Source organism: Psychrobacillus sp. BM2 (genome assembly GCF_048572895.1).
Lineage (GTDB): Bacteria > Bacillota > Bacilli > Bacillales_A > Planococcaceae > Psychrobacillus.
Window position 1 is genome coordinate 2,801,996 of sequence record NZ_CP183878.1, and the last position, 18,724, is coordinate 2,820,719.

15 protein-coding genes are annotated in these 18,724 nt (G+C 35.8%); 1 reads left to right on the top strand and 14 read right to left on the bottom strand.

Annotation, left to right across the window (positions count from 1 at the left end; genetic code table 11):
- Positions 1–44 precede the first annotated feature (44 nt).
- Positions 45–1,337, bottom strand: a complete 1,293-nt coding sequence (locus ACN6MX_RS13805; RefSeq protein ID WP_419959444.1) for an ABC transporter substrate-binding protein — start codon at positions 1,335–1,337, stop codon at positions 45–47.
- Between the two features lie 612 nt (positions 1,338–1,949).
- On the opposite strand from ACN6MX_RS13805, the gene ACN6MX_RS13810 reads away from it, so the two are divergent.
- Entirely contained in the window at positions 1,950–4,982 is a 3,033-nt protein-coding gene (locus ACN6MX_RS13810; protein ID WP_419959445.1) for an efflux RND transporter permease subunit, read from the top strand.
- A gap of 126 nt (positions 4,983–5,108) precedes the next feature.
- On the opposite strand, the gene ACN6MX_RS13815 is transcribed toward ACN6MX_RS13810, so the two are convergent.
- The 13 genes from ACN6MX_RS13815 to ACN6MX_RS13875 form a co-directional block, all read right to left on the bottom strand.
- Positions 5,109–5,666 (bottom strand): hypothetical protein, encoded by a 558-nt coding sequence (locus ACN6MX_RS13815; protein WP_419959446.1) that lies wholly within the window; start codon positions 5,664–5,666, stop codon positions 5,109–5,111.
- Between the two features lie 67 nt (positions 5,667–5,733).
- Positions 5,734–6,246: an Rpn family recombination-promoting nuclease/putative transposase gene (locus tag ACN6MX_RS13820; protein WP_419959447.1), complete on the bottom strand. Its 513-nt coding sequence runs from the start codon at positions 6,244–6,246 to the stop codon at positions 5,734–5,736.
- A complete protein-coding gene (locus ACN6MX_RS13825) occupies positions 6,234–6,716 on the bottom strand; it encodes an Rpn family recombination-promoting nuclease/putative transposase (protein ID WP_419959448.1) in 483 nt (160 codons plus the stop codon). The genes ACN6MX_RS13820 and ACN6MX_RS13825 overlap by 13 nt, the downstream gene beginning before the upstream one ends.
- 316 nt (positions 6,717–7,032) lie before the next feature.
- Positions 7,033–7,242 carry a hypothetical protein gene (locus ACN6MX_RS13830; RefSeq protein ID WP_419959449.1) on the bottom strand — a complete coding sequence of 70 codons (210 nt, stop codon included), beginning with the start codon at positions 7,240–7,242 and terminating at the stop codon, positions 7,033–7,035.
- A 581-nt stretch (positions 7,243–7,823) separates the two neighbouring features.
- A complete protein-coding gene (gene ahpF / locus ACN6MX_RS13835; RefSeq protein ID WP_419959450.1) occupies positions 7,824–9,356 on the bottom strand; it encodes an alkyl hydroperoxide reductase subunit F in 1,533 nt (510 codons plus the stop codon).
- Positions 9,357–9,371: 15 nt separating this feature from the next.
- Positions 9,372–9,935, bottom strand: coding sequence for an alkyl hydroperoxide reductase subunit C (ahpC, locus tag ACN6MX_RS13840; protein ID WP_419959451.1), 564 nt, complete (start codon positions 9,933–9,935; stop codon positions 9,372–9,374).
- Between the two features lie 574 nt (positions 9,936–10,509).
- A complete protein-coding gene (locus ACN6MX_RS13845; protein ID WP_419959452.1) occupies positions 10,510–11,688 on the bottom strand; it encodes a NupC/NupG family nucleoside CNT transporter in 1,179 nt (392 codons plus the stop codon).
- 360 nt (positions 11,689–12,048) lie between these two features.
- The gene (gene sstT / locus ACN6MX_RS13850; protein WP_419959453.1) at positions 12,049–13,290 is read right to left on the bottom strand and encodes a serine/threonine transporter SstT; all 1,242 of its coding nucleotides are present in this window, start codon (positions 13,288–13,290) and stop codon (positions 12,049–12,051) included.
- A 240-nt stretch (positions 13,291–13,530) separates the two neighbouring features.
- A complete protein-coding gene (locus tag ACN6MX_RS13855; protein WP_419959454.1) occupies positions 13,531–13,773 on the bottom strand; it encodes a gamma-type small acid-soluble spore protein in 243 nt (80 codons plus the stop codon).
- Between the two features lie 440 nt (positions 13,774–14,213).
- The gene (locus ACN6MX_RS13860; protein ID WP_419959455.1) at positions 14,214–15,017 is read right to left on the bottom strand and encodes an ABC transporter ATP-binding protein; all 804 of its coding nucleotides are present in this window, start codon (positions 15,015–15,017) and stop codon (positions 14,214–14,216) included.
- The gene (locus ACN6MX_RS13865) at positions 15,017–16,054 is read right to left on the bottom strand and encodes a FecCD family ABC transporter permease (protein WP_419959456.1); all 1,038 of its coding nucleotides are present in this window, start codon (positions 16,052–16,054) and stop codon (positions 15,017–15,019) included. Before ACN6MX_RS13865 ends, ACN6MX_RS13860 begins: the two co-directional genes overlap by 1 nt.
- Positions 16,051–17,091, bottom strand: coding sequence for a FecCD family ABC transporter permease (locus ACN6MX_RS13870; RefSeq protein WP_419959457.1), 1,041 nt, complete (start codon positions 17,089–17,091; stop codon positions 16,051–16,053). The genes ACN6MX_RS13865 and ACN6MX_RS13870 overlap by 4 nt, the downstream gene beginning before the upstream one ends.
- A complete protein-coding gene (locus ACN6MX_RS13875) occupies positions 17,084–18,160 on the bottom strand; it encodes an iron-siderophore ABC transporter substrate-binding protein (protein WP_419959458.1) in 1,077 nt (358 codons plus the stop codon). The genes ACN6MX_RS13870 and ACN6MX_RS13875 overlap by 8 nt, the downstream gene beginning before the upstream one ends.
- Between the last annotated feature and the right edge of the window lie 564 nt (positions 18,161–18,724).

The window sequence follows — 18,724 nt, forward strand, 5'->3', positions numbered from 1 at the left end:
TTCGACGGCTATAACCGCCGAATATGTTAATCCCTTCCCTGACTTTAGCGATCTAGTTTCGTTTTAATACGTTTGATAGCTTCAGTCCATTCTTTCTCCGCATCTGCTCCAGCCTGTGAGTTAACTAAAGCAGCAAGAATCTCATCGTGAACGCTTGTATAGTCCTTCCCTTTGTATACCTTTCCAATCTTCTGTGCAGACTTGGCAAATACTGTTTGAGTCGACTGCCCACCAAAATACTCATCACTTGCTTCTTTAAATTCAGCCATATCATATACAGCAGGAGCAGAAGGAAAAAGTCCATTGCTCTTAAATGATTCTAATTGGTTTTCTGGTGAAACCAACCACTTTACAAACTCATAAGCTTCCTCTGCATGTTTTGTTTCTTTAGGGATAGAAATATAAGAACCACCCCAGTTTCCGCTGTACTCAGTCGGCAGTGTCGCTATATTAAACTCTCCAGCAGCTTCAGGAGCGTTCGATTCCATCCACCCCTTGAACCAAGCAGCTCCTAATTCCACAGCAAAGTCTCCATTATCAACACCATTTGCCCATTCAGCGGACCACATTGCATAATTTCCAACTAAACCAAGTTCGTTCATATCGATGGCTAAGTCATAAGCTTCTTTAACGCCATTACCACTTTCTTCGATCAATAAGTTTCCTTCTGTATCAAAATAACTTTCCTCCAACGCATCTAATTGTGCACGGTACATCATTTCCATACTAGCAACCATTGGCTTTCCAGTTTTTTCTTTTATTTGTAAAGCAACTTTCTTAAAGTCTTCCGGAGTAGTGATTAATGCTGAAACTTCTTCAGGTGTTGTTGGTAAGCCCGCTTCTTCAAATAGATCTAATCTGTAGTAAAGCCCTTTTGGACCAATATCAGTTGGAAGACCCATCAAGAACTTGCCATCATCATTCTCTGCAATTTCCCATTTCCAGTCTAGGTATTCACCTTTTACTTCATCCGCACCCATATCATATAGATTAACAAAGCGGTCCTGTGCATCTCTAAAACGATCGAGTTGGTCAAGCTCTAGTGCCGCTATATCCGGTGCCCCACTGCCTGCGGAAAGGGCTGTAAATAAATTATTGTGATGGTCAGCCGTTTCTGAAGTTTTTATTTTTATTTTTATATTTTCATGCTGTTTTTCATACTCTTTTGCAAGTTCCTCATACCCTGTAGCACCAAACATCCAAAAGTTTAAAGTTATTTTTTCTCCATCGTCTCCAGTTTCGCCTGAATCATCAGATGATGTATCGGAAGAGCAAGCTGCAATGATTAACACGAACAAAATGGATATTGAAGTTATTAGCAGTTTTTTCAATTTCATTAAGATTTCCCCCTGAAATTTAATAGATTAATAGTTTTCATACAGCAAAATCGCCTTACTACCTCTATCCGCCCTCCAATCCTTCATTTACTCCATCAAGTGTCTGCATCTTCGGTGTCTTATAGTCACTTTAATTTTACAGAAACCGGTTTCCATAAAGGATAAAAAAATAAGTAATAAACCAGTTATTTTAAATTTAAAGCGCTTTCATTCATTATTATAATCCATTTTGGGATAAAATCAATGAATTTTTAGAAAATTCTTATAAACCGGTTTCTATAACATTATATTCTATGGGATGGATTATTCTAAAAGACCAATAACGTTAATTTATTTTTCCAACCTCTCGTAACCGATTTACTTATGACTTTGTACATCTCTAGCCCTAGAAATATATAAATCTAAGGCTCAATGTAGAGCACTCATCGCTTTTATACAATTAAATGGTAACCAAACCATTCTTAGGAAGGAGAGCCAATAAAGTCTGTTTTATAAAGTGAAACTTCCATCATTGGGGTATTACAGCCTGTTAAACCGGGATACATCGCTACACAGTATTTGATTTAAGCAATTATATTAATTTCTATACTCACTACTAGGAGGAAAATTTCTATGTCATTTTTTACAAAGTGGGCTTTTGGAAACAAGGCAGCGATAAGTGTTTTGACCATTTTGATATTAGTAATAGGGGTGGTAAGTTATTTTAGGCTACCTATGGAATTCCTACCGACTGCGGATAATCCCCAAATCACAATTATTTCCATGGGACAGGGAATTGATTCCAAGACGATGGAATCAGAAGTAACTCTTCCTATCGAAAAAGCAGTCACTGGTTTGAATGGTAAAACTTCCGTCTATTCTACAACGGGAGATGGGTTTTCAAAAGTAGATCTGTTTTTTGAAGCGGGATATGATATGAAACAGGCAAAACAGGATGTACAAGATACTTTAAACAGTACATCTTTGCCAACTTATATATCCAAGCCAACTATCTCTCAGCTGAATACTTCTATGATTCCAATAGTCAACATCGCTGTTACCTTCGATGAAGGGTTAACAGAGGAAAACAAAGAATTTGCACGCAACGAACTACAATCCCTTTATCAAGAAGTAAAAGGGGTTTCTAAAGTAGATGTTTATGGGTTAACAGACTCCATCATTTCTATTAATATAGATGATGAAAAGTTAGAAGAAAATGAAATTTCACTTCAATCAATTTTAGGTATTCTTCAAGGTCAAAATACATCTGTAACAGTCGGAGAAAAGCTTATAGATGGCAAAACAAGCAATATTAAAGTAATCGGTGATATTAATAGTCTAGATAAATTAAAACACTTACCAGTTACCACCGATGTAGCACTAGGTGATATCGCAATTATTGAAGAGACAATGGACTCCGACTTCATCAGTCGTTTTAATGGTATGGATAGCTTGGATATTAGCATTACAAAAGATAGTCAATCCAATGCAGTTACGATTAGCAAAGAAATTGAAAAAGTAACAAAGGAAATCAATGAAAAGTACGACCAACAAGAATCTGTCATTTATATATCCTCAGCAGATTTGGTGGAAAATTCCGTTCATACAATGATAAAAGAAGTTCTTCTTGGTGCATTATTTGCAACGATTGTCATTATGCTTTTTTTACGAAATATCCGTTCTACTTTTATAACAATAGTATCAATTCCTCTATCCCTATGCTTTACACTTTTTTTACTTTCATGGTCTGGTGTAACATTAAATATTTTAACACTAGGTGGGGTTGCTGTTGCAGTTGGGCGGCTTGTAGATGACAGTATTGTAGTCATTGAAAATATTTTCCGCAAGATGCAATCAGAAAAGTTCTCTATTCAAATGATTATTGACGCAACTAAACAAGTGGGTGTAGCTATAACTGCATCTACATTAACGACAGTGGCCGTTTTCCTGCCAATGAGTTTGTTGAACGGGGGACTTCAAGAATTCCTTTTACCATTTGCTTTAACCGTTACCTATTCTTTACTTGCCTCTTTAATCGCAGCATTGACAGTTGTCCCCCTGATGAGTGCGGGATTATTAAAGAATGCTAAAATTTCTGAACATAAACCAGCCGTTCATTTCCCTAAAATGGTTACTTGGTCTTTGAACCATAAATGGGTCATATTCTCGATTTCTATCTTTCTTTTCGTCGGTTCTATTGGAGCTTACTTCGTCATCCCTAAAGGGGCAGTCGATAGCTCTTCTGCTGACTATGTTACTGTCACACTAAGCTATCCAAGTGATACACCAATTGAAAACGTGAAGGAAAAAACACTTGACCTTGAATCATCTATACTTGCTATGGAGAAAGTTCATCACGTATTTGCACAGGTTGGCTCCCCTCCTGAAGCTGCACAGTATGGTTGGGTAGGTTCCACCACAGAAGCATCTTTTAGTATTTTACTAAAAGATAAAAAGGACACGAAATTTATAGTCAAAGAAATGGAAAAGCAAAAAGACAAATACTCTGATGCCCTATTTGAAGTAAGTACCGCTTCTTTTATGATGGGAGGAGCTAGTACAAATATTACAATTGATGTTGTCGGAGAAGATATATCAGAGCTAGGGGGTGTCGCGACAGCTATTAAAGAAAAAGTACAAAACTTGGACGGTGTAGAGGAAGTTACGACCAACCAAGATGAAAAGAAAACTGTATACTCATTAATTGTGGATCCATCCAAAGGAAACACAGAACAAATTGCCCAACAGTTAGCGGTACTATTAAACAAAACACCAATCGGAACAATTAGTATAAATGATAAGCAAAAAACTGTTTTCCTGGAACCTCTTCTAAATACCGTAACACCCGAAGACCTTAAAGATATACCTGTCATGACTAATGAAGGGATGCTCCCTGTCTCCTCCGTTGCAGAATTACAAAGCCAAGAGCGATCAAGTAACCAGGTTCATAAAGATGGAGATGCTTACCTTCGAGTAACAGCATCTGTTGATCCTACCAAGCTTTCAGAAATCGCTAGTGCAGTTAACTTAGAGATATTCGGAGATCAAAAGGATAATGAAGGAATGGAGATTCCTGAAAATGTCGAGGTTTTAATAGGTGGTTCAAGTAGTCAACAAGCGGAAGATTTTACAGATCTATTCCTAATAATGCTTGTTTCCATCGGAATTGTATTCTTAATCATGGTCATTACCTTTAAGTCAATCAAAGCACCAATTGCCATTCTTTGCTCCCTCCCATTAGCAGCAATTGGCGCCATCTTAGGAATTCTTATTAGTCGAATTGCAGTGGATATTACAGCACTTCTTGGTGCATTAATGCTCATTGGCATAGTCGTAACAAATGCGATTGTATTGTTAGACCGAGTGAAACAAAACGAACAAAAAATGATACTTCGCGATGCGCTTGTAGAGGCTACTGCAACAAGAATGAGACCGATTTTCATGACGGCAATTGCAACCATCTGTGCAATGCTTCCTCTATTGCTGAAAAAAGCCGAAACAGGAAGCCTAGTATCCCAAAGTCTTGCTATTGTTGTTATTGGTGGATTAGCTATGGCTACCCTGCTGACTTTAATAGTAATTCCTTGTATATATGAATTGCTTTATTTTAGAAAGTCTAAGAAACAGCGAGCTGCTCTAGGAACTGAGCAAGATATTTCTTCATAATATGAACATATTAAACCCAGACCTTAGTTTACATGCTATGGTCTGGGTTTTTCGTTCTTATTATCAGAAGTTCTAGCTTTTTAACAACCGAAACCTTTCATTGTTTTATTAATTGAATGATTGATGTTAATCCAACCCCATTAAATTAATAATATTTTTCAATAGAAATTCTTTTCCTATATCATTGAAAACTACGCGTTGATACGGCTCTCCATTGTAGTAACTTTCCATACTTTCAATCCCATAAGCAATGGAATTGTCGTTTACAACCGTACGCGTTTTACTATCATTTATCTTTTCCTCGCTTAAAACACCTATTTTTTTCAACTTTCTATTTATAATAGCACCACTTAATTTCTTTGAAATATTTTCATCAATTACTAAATTTACCGCCTGTGCAAACTCATTTATACCTATAGGTCCTTTTGGTAATAACACTTTTTCTAATTGCTCTGGTGTAAGTGTAAGCACTACTTTCTTAGTTCTTTTTCTATTTTTTATTTTTTTCTGTTTCTCTAGTTCACTATCTAAGAAATTTAACAGGACAAATAAATGTCGAATAACTTGAGGATTGTTCAACAACTGGTCTGTCGTAATATCCGATCCATCTATCGGGTTAATGCCATGTGCCAACTTTTCTAATACTTGTTTTGACTCCAATAGTTTTGTCTGATTTCCCTCCATTCTTATCCCCCTTTTAAAGAAGTGTTCCTTCCTATTGTAACGATTGTTTGAATTAGCATGAATGTTACTAACGCGAGGAAGAGGCTATCTCTTTTACCCGTTCATCAGTTAATTCTGCCACTTCTGCTATAAAATCTACATCCATTTTCTTAGCTAGTAAATTCCGGACCATTTCTTCTGTTTTTTCCTTCTTCCCTTTCTCTAATCCTTTCTCTAATCCTTTCTCCATCCCCATTTTTTCTGCTATATACTTTGCATCTTCTAACTTTGCTTCTTCGTCCAAAATGTATTTCAAACGAGATTCATAAGCGTGCATATCTTCTTTCGACTTGCTAAGCTCTTCCCAAGCGGAAAATGCATTGGCTATAATTTCATCTCTCATCGCTAATTCCTCCAATTCTTGATAGATTTGTTCATATACTTTTTCTTTTCTTGCATCCACCATACTAAGCAGTAGTAGCCAGCGAACTAAAATATCATCCAAGGCATTCAGTTTATTTCGGCTCCACATGTGTAAAAACTTATTCATTTCTATGAAATTGATCTCTAGCACATCGTCCAGGTCATTTACACGTTGCATTGTAGTATCTTCATGTCAATGGAAAGTGTTATGGTAATAACAATTTTTATCGAAAACTGTAAAATTGCAAATATTAATTGCGATTGTTGGTAATAGTGTATGATATCCCATCCCTTTAGCCAACTGCGACGTGTAAAGTCTTGACCAGGGAAGAGGGATCTCTTGAATATATTGTGCTCGTTGGATAATTGAACCTCAATATTAATCAGATCCACTTTTTGTGTTCGCACGACAATATCTAACCGCGACTGCTTATCGTCTTTGTATTCGCCACCTACTTCTTGATTTATAAATTCAACTTCTTTGATCGTATCCCGACCAGTGCGTTGCAAAATAACATTCAGAAAAACGATTGTTATTCTTTTGTTTTTTTCACTTCCAAACATTTGTTTAAAAGCATAGTCAACTGTAAGATCCATTAGTTTTGATAGCGGAATTCTGCTAAGCGCTTTTTGATTGATACATTTCACCCAATAGAAATTTATTGAATTACATCACTATTTTTCACGATACAATAAAGCCATTTGGAAGTAAATTGTCATAAATGCACTTAAAACACAACAATTCCATTCTCAATTTAAAAATATATCCAAAATCAAATTATAATACCTTTTTTTCCAAAAATAAAATTTCTGATATCCCTCTACTTAGGGTCTAGATTTGTACTTTGCGTTAAATACAAAGGAGTTTAAAACAATAAGTTGCTCAAAAGTTACTTTTCTAAATGTAGGCATAATAAAACCAGACCACTATAATGTTCTGGTCTGGTTTTATATGTTTTTCTTATTAACGCGAGGGTCTAGCTTCTTGACAATTAGAGCATTTTTTTTGATTGCTCCCTTTAAACTTCGTGAATGTTTTTTCAAAATTGGTTCCACATGAACATTTAAATAGTAGTTTTTGTGAGTATCCTACATATTCTTTTGAAAGCAATGCACATTCTGAATTTTTACTTACATAATCTCTTATCAGTTCTATAGTCCATTTTTTATTCAACTTGAGACACCTCCGATGGCGTTATTATTTAAGTACAGGAAGAAGCATTAACTACTTTCCGTTCAATTAGATTCAAGAATTCCAAATCTACCTCAATGTGTTATTATACCACCACTTTAAGTATCCTTGTACAATCTTTTCAAAAAAATATTGTTTAAACTCAGGATCTGTGCTATACTAACTTTCTAATAACAAATTAGTTTTGACATCCATACTATCGATTATTATATTAGTCGACATTATTGGGTGCCAAACCCGCAAGAATTCTTTAGGAACAGAGAATTCTTTAGAAAAAAGCATTATCTCTTTAGAGATAGTGCTTTTTTATTTCAGAATGATAGGTGAAAATGCTAGATTTAAACATTCGCGCGGGTCGTGCATAAAAAATACAACTAAGTCGAATATCTAAATTCTATAGGCAATTTTTGTTTAGAAAACATTTTTGTTGAAAACATAAATAAAAATCACTATCCTTTCTATTTAGAAAGAATAGTGATTTTTTAGTGCAACAGAATTGCTGACATTACAAATTGATGTTATTGATTCTATTAAACCAAGCTTCTGTTTCTATCGTTGAATAACTAATTTCGAATTAGATAATCAAATGAGCCTAACGCTGCAGTTGCACCAGATCCCATAGAAATAATGATTTGCTTATGAATACTGTCTGTACAATCACCAGCAGCAAATACACCAGGAATTGTAGTAGCTCCACTCTTATCAACAATGATTTCACCAATTCGATTCCGTTCAAGAGTTCCTTCTAACCAATCAGTGTTAGGAACTAGACCGATTTGAACAAATACCCCAGCTAATTCAATATTACTTTCTTCGCCTGTCTCCCGATTTACATAAGTAATACCATTTACTTTGTCAGTACCAGTAATTTCTTTTGTTTGAGTATTTTTTAAGACTGTGACATTAGGAAGGCTATGTAAACGTTTTTGTAGAACATCATCAGCTTTTAATTCTGAGTTATATTCAAGAACTGTTACATGTTTCACAATCCCTGCAAGGTCAATTGCTGCCTCTATACCTGAGTTACCCCCACCGATTACCGCAACGTCTTTACCTTCAAATAACGGGCCATCACAGTGAGGACAATAAGCGACACCCTTATTTTTGAACTCTTGCTCACCAGGAACATTAATATTACGCCAACGAGCACCAGTTGAAATGATTACGGATTTACTCTTAAGAATAGCACCATTTTCTAATTCAACCTCGATTAGGTCTTTCTTTTCTAAACGTTTAGCACGCTGTAAGTTCATAACGTCAATATTGTATTCTTTCACATGCTCTTCAAGAGCTTGTGCAAGTTTAGGACCTTCAGTAGTTTTCACGCTGATAAAATTTTCAATAGTAAGCGTGTCTAAGATTTGGCCACCAAAGCGTTCTGCTACAATTCCCGTGCGAATACCTTTACGTGCTGAATAGATTGCTGCACTTGAACCAGCTGGACCACCACCAATAACAAGTACATCGTATGGCTCTTTTCCAGAAAATTCTTCTACGTCAGGCCCAACACCTAATTTTGATATAATTTCCTCGATTGTCATTCGACCATTTCCAAATGATTCGCCATTCATGTACACTGCTGGTACTGCTAATATATCTTTGCTCTCTACTTCTTCTTTAAATGCTGCACCATCAATCATTGTGTGTGTAATGTTAGGATTAAGTACACTCATGATATTAAGAGCTTGGACAACATCAGGGCAGTTATGGCAAGTTAAGCTAACATATGTCTCAAAGTGATATTCACCATCAACATTTTTAATTTGATTGATTATACTTTGATCAACTTTTGGCGCACGTCCACTAACTTGAAGTAGAGCTAAAACTAAAGAAGTAAATTCATGTCCTAGTGGAACACCCGCAAAAGTAACTGCTGTATCATCTTCTCCAACACGGTTGATACTAAAGCTAGGTGTCCTTGTTAGTTCTACTTTTTCCACTGTAATTTTTGTTGAAAGGGAAGCTAGCTCATCAACTAGAGCTAGCATTTCATCTGAAACTTTGTCAGAACCTGCACTTACTTTAAGAACGATATCGTTTTCTAGCAATTGAAGGTACTGATTTAATTGAGACGTTATTTCTGCATCAAGTGCCATATAGTATCGCTCTCCTTAAATTTTACCTACAAGGTCAAGACTCGGTTTAAGTGTTTCGCTACCTTCTTGCCATTTAGCTGGGCAAACTTCACCTGGATTGTTGCGAACATATTGTGCTGCTTTAATTTTGTTAATAAGCGTACTAGCATCACGACCAATACCATCTGCATTGATTTCGATTGCTTGAATCACTCCATCAGGGTCAATAATGAAAGTACCACGATCAGCAGCACCTTCTTCTTCAATAAACACGTCAAAGTTGCGAGAAAGAACGTGTGCCGGGTCACCAATCATCGTGTAGGTAATTTTACCAATAGCTTCTGATGAATCGTGCCATGCTTTATGTGTAAAATGAGAATCTCTTGAAGCTGAGAATACTTCAACACCTAAATCTTGTAGTGTAGGATATTGGTCTTGAAGGTCTTCAAGTTCAGTTGGACAAACAAAAGTAAAGTCTGCTGGATAGAAGCAAACTACACTCCAATGACCTCTGAAATCTTGATCTGTTACTTCAATAAAATCACCGTTTTTGAATGCTTGCGCTTTAAATGGTAATACTTCTTTTCCGATTAATGACATAATTAAAATTCCTCCATAAAATTAGTAATAATAATAATTAACAAGTATTAATTGTTACGTAGGTGTCGAATTTTGTCAACCAAAACACTATTGTATTTTGTGTATAAACTTTAAAAATATACTATACTAGAAAGATTTTCTTCATTGATTTCATAGGATATAAAAGAGTTCGAAGTATTTAAATATCGAAAAAAGTGTTACATAATACCAATCATATAAGGGTATAAGTTAGTATTATAGTTCATGGAATACCATCTAATATTTTATAAGTTCTACTTCTAAAGCATGGTACTTTCATTAGAGTCATATTCTGTCAGAAAAAAACATGAAAATCATAACATTCACATTTGCATTTATAACAAGAGTAGATGACTGACCCGCATCGCACAGGCCTTCGAAGATACAACTTCGAGCTTTCCAGGTGAACAAGAATTTTTCATTTCTAAACATCATAGAAAAATCATCTCTCCTTAAGCTAATAAGGTGAGATGATTTTTCTGTTGTACCCTAAATTAGTAACTCGATTCAACTTGATCAAAATTAAAAAGATAGAACTCCAAGACAATTACAGCTATTATAAGATAAAACTTACAATAATCGCTGTTAATACACTTACTAATGTTGCTCCATATAACAGTTTCAAGCCCATTCGTGCTACAACATTCCCTTGTTTTTCATGAAGACCTTTTACAGCACCAGAAATAATTCCAATGGAAGAGAAGTTTGCAAACGAAACAAGGAACACGGAAATAATTCCGATTGATCGTTCACTTAGATTTGACGCTAAATCATTTAATGAAAGCATTGCTACAAATTCATTTGTAACAAGTTTAGTAGCCATAATACCACCAGCTGTTACTGACTCTGAAACAGGAATGCCCATTAAAACAGCAAATGGAGCAAAGATATATCCAATAATTTCTTGGAATGAGATTCCTAATACCATATCAAATAAGGTATTTACTCCTGCCATAAGTGCAACGAATCCGATTAACATCGCCGCAACTACGATTGCAACCTTAAATCCATCCATAATATATTCGCCCAACATTTCAAAGAAGCTCTGTTTTTCTTCTTGAACAACGAGGATATCTTCTTCTTCAGTGACCTTGTATGGATTAATAATAGAAGCAATGATGAATCCACCAAATAGATTAACCACGATAGCCGTCACGACATATCTCGGTTCCACCATTGTCATATAAGCCCCAACAATAGACATCGATACGGTAGACATCGCTGATGCACATAGTGTATACAGACGTTGAGACGATAATTGTCCAAGCTGCTTTTTCACCGTGATAAATACTTCCGATTGGCCAACAATAGCAGATGCTACCCCATTGTATGACTCTAATTTACCCAGTCCGTTTACTTTACTTATTCCCCAGCCCAACCACTTCATAATGAAAGGAAGAACTTTAATATACTGTAGAATACCAATTAGCGCTGATATGAAGACGATTGGAAGTAAAACATTTAAGAAGAAAGGAGCTTGTCCTTCATTTGCAATGCCACCAAATACAAAGCCGATTCCTTCATTCGCAAAATCTAGCAATTTTGTAAATATGGCTGCAATCCCCTCAATAATAATTAATCCAAACTTAGTATTCAGTAATATAAAAGACAAAATTAATTGCAAGATAATCATTTGGATAATAGGTCTGATTTTTATTTCTTTCCGATTGCTACTTGCAATCCAAGCAAGACCCAGAACAACTATTAAACCTGCGATTGAGATTATATAATTCATTGTATGCCTCCACAAAGATGTATTATTTAAGGTTGAACGTCTGACAACCATTCAACTCACATAATAAGTATACCTTTATTATTCATTATGTCCAAACACTATATTTAAATGTTATAAATAAAAAGTATATTTTATGTAAGCGGTTCACCATTTTGTAACACCATAACCTCACAAATTTAAAACTACTCCTCTTTACCGTTTTCATTTTAGTTTTTTTGACCTATACTAACCAGAAAGCCACGACCACCGAATCATCTTCGGTAATCGCGGCTTATAAACTTCCTATATCACAGTCTATCAATTAAATGCTCTAGATTACTATTTGAAGCTTCTATACTCGGTCTTCTAACATCATAGTTTCTAGGAATTCACAGAGACTACTTTCGTAGCTCTACCTTCCTTACGATCTTTTGCGTACTCAGCTGTAGCAGTGAATAGCACATCAGAAGATGAATTCAGTGCAGTTTCACAAGAATCTTGAATAACCCCAATAATGAAACCAACACCAACAACTTGCATAGCAATATCATTTGGAACTCCAAATAGATTACATGCTAGTGGAATAAGTAAAAGTGATCCACCTGCAACTCCTGAAGCTCCTGCTGCTGAGACAGCTGCGACAACACAAAGCATAAGTGCAGTCATAAAGTCAACTTCGATTCCAAGTGTGTTTACTGTTGCAAGAGTCAGTACAGCAATTGTAACTGCTGCACCAGCCATATTTATAGTAGCCCCTAGAGGGATGGATACAGCATACGTATCCTCATCTAAGCCAAGTTTTTCACATATTTTCATATTTACTGGAATATTTGCAGCTGAACTACGTGTAAAGAATGCCGTAATACCACTTTCTCTTAAAACCATTAAAACAATTGGATACGGATTTTTTCGTGTATAGATAAATACGATCAATGGATTCACCACAAGCGCGATAAATAACATACACCCTACTAAGATTAATATTAATCTACCATAATCTTTTAAAGCAGAAAGACCACTTGTTTCAATTGCATCAAAAACAAGTCCCATAATACCGAATGGTGCTAAATTGATCACCCATTGCACTACTTTAGTAATTGCATCTGAAAAATTACCTAACATGTCTTTCGTACTCTGATTCGCCTTTTTTAGTGCAAGCCCTAGAACGACTGCCCACATTAATATACCTAAATAATTAGCATTTACTAATGCATCAATTGGATTGGAGACTAAATTAAATAGTAATTTTTCAATAACTTCCGCAATACCTTCTGGCGGAGATAGGTCTTCTGCCCCTGCAGTCAATGATAAAGTAACTGGGAACATAAAGCTTGCAATTACAGCGACAACCCCCGCTAGAAATGTACCAATAGCATAAAGTCCAAGAATCGATTTCATATTCGTTTTCTTACCACTTTTATGTACGGCAATTGCATGCATTACGATGAATAATACTAATATTGGTGCAACTGCCTTTAATGCTCCGACAAATAAAGAACCGAAAATAGATATCCAACTTGCGCCACTTGGAATGGTTAAAGCCAAGATAACACCAACAATAATACCGATAACAATTCTTTTAACTAGACTCATTTTATTCCATTTTACAAATAAATTTTTCACATTTTATCCCCCAATATTTTTTCCTTAGTTTAAAAATTCAAAAGTCAATTTTCCCAAGTAAAATAATATATACTTATTTTAACTTTAAGTAGACTGATATTTTATTTTAGCACAAGTTTTCAGAATTTTGCATTGTTATTTTTTGTTAGAATATTCTTTATGATTTCTTATGTAAACTTTTCTAAACCAAAATAAAAACGATGAGAGTTTAAGCTCCCATCGTTTTTAAAATTCTAGATGTTATTTCCCTTGAGTGTTTCCGTTTTGTTGTGCTTTACGATTAGCTTGAGCATTTTGTTGTTTCACTTCTTGCGCATTTGTTTTACCTTCAATTGATACACCAAATTCTGATCCAAATTCATTAAACATGTTTTGTGATGCAGATTGTCCATTTTGTTGTGCTTTTTGATTTGCCTGAGCGTTTTGTTTTCTAACCTCTTGCACATTTGTTTGTGCTTCTTTAGGAATATTGTTTTTTGCCATTTCTCTTCACCTCCATGCATTATAATTGCCAAAATAGAGGCATTTATTATTAGCAAATATTGGAGTAAGTTGGACTAGCTTTTTTTACAACTAACATTATTGTTTTAACACTATTAAAAGAACTTCAGTTCAGTGGTTGTTTTAGTAATGGTTGTATTACTAAAACAAGAGAAAAATTCAAACGTATACTAAATGTGTGGAATGAGTAATATAAAAAAAGATCATTGATGTTAGTGCATCAATCGATCAATGTAGTTTTTTAATACTTTCTATTCCTCAACTGACTAGATACCAAATAGAAATTCCCGCAAAATCCTCCTCTAAGTCGATCACTAATGTATTCGATTTCATCAATAGCTTATGTATAGTTGATCTCCTTCAACAAAGCAACAGCCCTCATTAAAAACAACAAATTTAATGAGGGCTGTTCATACATATTATTAACTTTTCACATGATAGCGTCCTTTAGGTATAACTAAAGGTGTGTCTGAGATTGGATCTTGAATTACAACACAATTCAAGTCAAAAATAGATTTTACCAGGTCACTTGTTATGACGTCCGATGGTTTCCCTTCAGCAACGAGTTCACCTTTATGTAGCGCAAATATATAATCTGCATAACGAGCAGATAAGTTGATATCATGAAGTACCATAACGATTGTAGTGCCATACTTTTCATTAAGACTTGTTAGTAAATCTAAAATTTCCACTTGATAAGTGATATCTAAAAATGTTGTCGGTTCATCCAGAAGTAAAATATCCGTTTGCTGTGCAAGAGCCATGGCAATCCAAACTCGCTGCCTTTGACCACCAGATAGTTCATCAATATCATGATTAGCAAACTCCGTAATATTCATAAAATCCATTGCTTCTTCGACTGCCTCATAGTCTTTCTTAGACCATCCACTAAACAGTGATTGATGTGGAAATCTTCCTCTTCCAACTAAATCGGCTACTGTAATCCCTTCTGGAACAACTGGTGATTGTGGAAGTATACCTAAAATCCGTGCTAATTGCTTTGAAGGGTATTTGTTTATTGCTTTTCCATCAAGGGTTACATCCCCTTCTGAAGGTTTAATGAGCTTTGCTATCGTTTTAAGAAGAGTTGATTTTCCACAACCATTTGCGCCAATAATGACACTAATTTTATTTTTAGGTATTTCAAGGTCAATTCCTTGAATAATCGTTTTATTATCATAGCCTGAAAATAATTTATCGGCTCGAAAACTGTGTGTGTTCCCCATTACAATTCTCCTTTTCGGTTCATACGGATTAGTAAATAAATTAAATATGGTGCCCCTAGTAATCCCGTAATAACACCTACAGGAAATCTATATTCAAATGCAAATTGCCCAATAAGATCCGCAAATAAAACAAGATTGACCCCTACTAACCCTGCCGGAAGAATATTAGATGAGCTAACACCAACTAATCGATTTGCGATTGGCCCCGCTAAAAATGATACAAAGGCAATGGGTCCCGTTGTTGCTGTTGCAATAGCAATCATAAAGACGGAACTAATTATTAAAATAACACGCATTCTGTCTGTTGAAACACCAAGAGAGGAAGCCATTTGCTCCCCGAGCTCTAACATACTTAATTGCTTCCCAAATATGATAATTACGGGGGTGAAAAGTAATACAGCTATTATTAATGGAGGTAACTCGCTCATTTTAGAGCCATTTAAACTACCCCCAAGCCATCTAATAGCTGCAGCAATATCTTGTTGGGCACTCTTCAGGAGTAAAAACGAAATAACTGCATCTAACATCGCTTGAATACCAATCCCAATGATGATTATACGACCGATTGAAAATGATCCCCCACGAGCTAAAAAATACATAGCGATTACAGTTATTAAACCACCAATAACCGCAGCAATAGACACCATCGAATTGCTTGCATGCAGAACAGTAATACAAAATACCGCTGCTACACTAGAGCCAGATGTAATTCCCAAAATATTTGGGTTTGCTAAAGGATTTCGTAGCATCGTTTGAAAAACATATCCTGCAACACCGAATGCAAATCCTGCAAATAACCCTGCTAGCATTCGAGGCAGGCGAATTGTATTCACCGCGAAATTGGCGCCTGAAATATCTTCGCCTAGTAGTGTACGTATAACAATATGTACTGGATAAAACGTATTCCCGAGCAGTAGCATTGCACAGCAAAGCACCCCAGCTAAAATGACGAGAAGCGTCGTAACCAAAAGCCATCGCCGTCTTCTCTGCCGCATACCTTCCATAATAAAATTAACTTCCACAGATTGATTTTTCATAATGACCGCACTTTCGATTTCTTAGCTAATATGATAAGTATTGGTGCACCAATAAACGCAGTAAGAATACCAACTTCAAGTTCTCCTGGACTAGCAATAAGTCGTCCCACAACATCGGAGAACGTTAAAATAATCGCTCCTGCTAATGCGGACATCGGTATTAAAAAGCGTAAATCCGGACCGATGACAAAACGCATCGCGTGTGTTGCCAACAGACCGATAAATCCAATTGGACCTGCTAATGCAGTCGCAGCCCCACATAAAACAACACCCGCAACTACCGCAAAAAAACGTAATACACCAGGCCGTATACCAAGACTTGTTGCGACATCATCGCCTAAGGCTAAAGCATTCAGAGCAGGTGCTGAAAGAAAAGCGATGAAAACTCCAACGATTAGAAAAGGGATGAAAATCTTGATAGAATCCCAATTTCCTGAGCCAACACTTCCTACTTGCCAAAATCTAAACTGATCTTGAGCATAGGCGCTTGGAATGATAATTGCAGTTACAAGCGAAGAAAGAGCTGCACTAGTTGCAGCCCCTGCCAAGAGTAACTTAATTGGAGTAGCACCGCCACGCCCCATTGAACCTATTCCAAAAACAAAAACTGCTGTAATTGCTGCTCCGATTAGAGCTAACCAAATATATTCCCCTGCTGTAGTAATGTTAAAAAATGTAATACCAAATACAACAAATAACGTTGCACCTGTATTTACCCCTAAAATACTAGGGTCAGCCAATGGGTTGCGCGTAACGGCTTGCATCAGCACTCCTGCAATTCCTAAGGCAACCCCACAACACAAACTAAAAATAGTACGGGAAATTCGTTTTTGCACTACGTTTGCGCCGTAAGAATCTTGGTTTGTATAAAATAAGCCATCCATTAACTCCTGATAACTTACCACCCTTGCCCCTAACATAAGCGAAGAAATGATACTAACAATCAATAATATAATCGCAATCACCAAAATTAGCGTAAAATGCTTTGGCAAATGTAAATCTAATTGCTTCTTTTTGGAATCAGTGGTGCTATTCATTGATTTTGTCTATAGCTCCTCCGATTAGTTCTAAATACTCGTCAATCGTATATGCAATAGAAAGTGGATTTGGTGTTCCTGCAGCTACCAACGGTGTATCACTTGTGATAAACGCTACAGAACCTCTTTCAATAGCCGGAATTTTCCCAAGTAAAGGATCTGCTTTAATCGTATTGTATAATTCCTCATCACCATATCCAACGATGATATCTGCATCAAACAATGCTTCTACATTTTCTGCACTTAAATTTAATGAATAGCTTTTTGGATCTGTGATTAGTGATGAAATACTTTCTGGAGCCGATAGCCCTAATTCTTCTAAAAATGCTACTCGCGAATCAACTGGTGTATAAATGTGTAATTGTGATAAATCCTTCGCTGAGAAGTTAACCCATACAACTTTTTTACCTTCGATTTGTGGATAGGCTTTCAATTTTTCAGCGATTAAGTTTTCCGTATCTTTAATCAATTGTTCGCCTTCTTCTTTCATACCCATACCTGCTGCATTTAATTCAACTTGTTCGCGCCAAGTAGTTGTCCATGGTGAACTTGGATAAGCTACAACTGGTGCAATTTGTGTTAATGTTTCATAATCCTCTGGAGTAATACCTGAGTATGCAGCAAGAATTACATCTGGATTTGCATCTGAAATTGCTTCAAAATCTAAACCATCCGTATCTTGAAAAACGTTTGGATCTGTAACTCCAAGTTCATCTAGCTTTTCCTTCGTCCATGGCAATAAACCACTATCATCTTGAACGCCAAAGTTTGCTGCTGAGAAACCAACTGGAACAACCCCAAGTGCTAATGCGATATCATGGTTTGCCCATTGTATCGTTACAATACGCTCTGGTTTGCTTTCAAGCACTGCCTCACCTAGAGCATGTTTAATTGTGAGTGGATATTCTGATTCTGCTGCTGTTTCTGTTTCAGTTGCAGTATCTGTAGCAGTATCTGTATTTTTGTTATCTACCTCTTCTGTTGATGACTTATCTGAACAGCCTACTAGTACTAAAATAGCGAAAATAGCCATTGCAAGCATTAGTATAAAAGATTTTTTGTTTTGCATATGTAACCCTTCCTCTTCTATAAAATTATCAACTCTTATTAAACTGTATAATTTCTATTAGCGATTAAATATAGTTATATTTGTGCAATAAGATTGATTATCATTCTCATTTAATTTAGTGTTTTTTGAACAGACTGTCAATACATATTTTTAATATATACAAAATATTAGCCTCCAAAAAGTCTATTTTATGAATTTTACTAATAAAATTCGAACAAAGCTGATTCCCGCTTCTAAACGGAATTTTTTATGTACCTGCACAAGCTCGTTGCAGAACAATTGCACTACGCCCAATCTAGAAAGCATTAACTATTTAGATAAATAAACACAACTGAGCCGTCAACCCAAAAAGGGATTTGCTGTGGTCAAATAATAAAATATTTAAAAAGAAGGTTACATACTATGATTAACATACGAGTAAAAAAAACAGATTCATGTTAGTGCATCAATCTGTCAATATACTAGCAGGCACCCATTTAGGGGGGATTAGCTGTTGATAAGGTAATAATTCACTGAAGCAATAAAAAAATGCCTGTGAAGTCAAAAACTTCACAGGCATTTTTA